Genomic DNA, 1,175 nt, shown 5'->3' on the forward strand with positions numbered 1-1,175 from the left:
CGCTGGCAGCTGGTGGCCGCCGCCAAGGCCCGCGCCAGCGAAGCCGCCGGCATCGTCGCGGCGCTGGCCCATCAACTGCACGGCGCCATCGGCGTGACGGCCGAGCATCGGCTTTCCCTGTTCACCCGGGCGCTGTGGCAGCAGCGCGATGCCGCCGGCAGCGAGCATGACTGTCAGGCGCGCCTGGGCGAAGACGTGCTGGCGCGCGGCAGCCTGTGGGCCGTGGCCACCGACGAGCCGGTGATGGACCTGGTCGACAGCGCCACCAGCGGCGACCGCTTCCGCTTCCCGCTGGTCTCCGAAACGGCGGACCGCGCGGCCTTGCGCCACGAGGTGCGGGCCTTTCTGGCCAGCGAGCTGGCCGCGCTGCCGCCGGAGGTGCGCGCCCACAGCTGGAATGGCCATGATCCGGATTTCAGCCGCAAGCTGGGCCAGCGCGGCTGGCTGGGCATGACCTGGCCAAAGGCGCTCGGCGGCCATGAACGCAGTGCGCTTGACCGGCTGGTGGTGATCGAGGAGCTGCTGGCCGCCGGAGCGCCGGTGGCCGCCCACTGGATCGCCGATCGCCAGACCGGGCCGCTGCTGCTGAAATTCGGCACGCCGGAACAACAGCGGGCCACTCTGCCGGCCATCGCGCGCGGCGAGCTATATGCCTGTATCGGCATGAGCGAGCCGGGCGCGGGCTCGGACCTGGCCGCACTCACCACGCGGGCGCGGCCGGTGGCGGGAGGCTGGCGGGTCACGGGCACCAAACTGTGGACCACCTATGCCCACAAGGCCCACGCCATGCTGTTGCTGTGCCGGACGGGTGGGGGCCAGCGCCATGAAGGGCTGAGCCAGTTGCTGGTGCCGATGGACTCGCCCGGCCTGACGGTGCGCCCGATCATCGACCTGATGGGCGCGCATCATTTCAACGAGGTGCATTTCGACGACGTGTTCGTCCCCGCCGATGCGCTGGTGGGCAGTGAAGGCAATGGCTGGGCCCAGGTGATGAGCGAGCTGGCCTATGAACGCTCCGGCCCTGAACGCTTTCTGTCAACGCTGGTGCTGGCCGAGGAGCTGGTGGCCGCGCTGCCCGCGGACGCAGTGGCGGCACGCGCGCCGATCGGCCGGCTGGCGGCGCATCTGATGGTGCTGCGGCTGATGGCGCGCGGCATGGCGGCATTGCTGGCCGC

The 1,175-nt window shown here is 71.4% G+C and carries 1 protein-coding gene; it reads left to right on the forward strand.

The genetic code is table 11. The annotated features are described in order from the left end of the window. On the forward strand, positions 1-1,175 hold a 1,175-nt coding region (locus GJ693_RS16075; protein ID WP_328598850.1), incomplete at both ends, for an acyl-CoA dehydrogenase family protein.

The sequence above is a fragment of the Sandarakinorhabdus oryzae genome (assembly GCF_009733735.1).
Lineage (GTDB): Bacteria > Pseudomonadota > Alphaproteobacteria > Sphingomonadales > Sphingomonadaceae > Sandarakinorhabdus > Sandarakinorhabdus oryzae.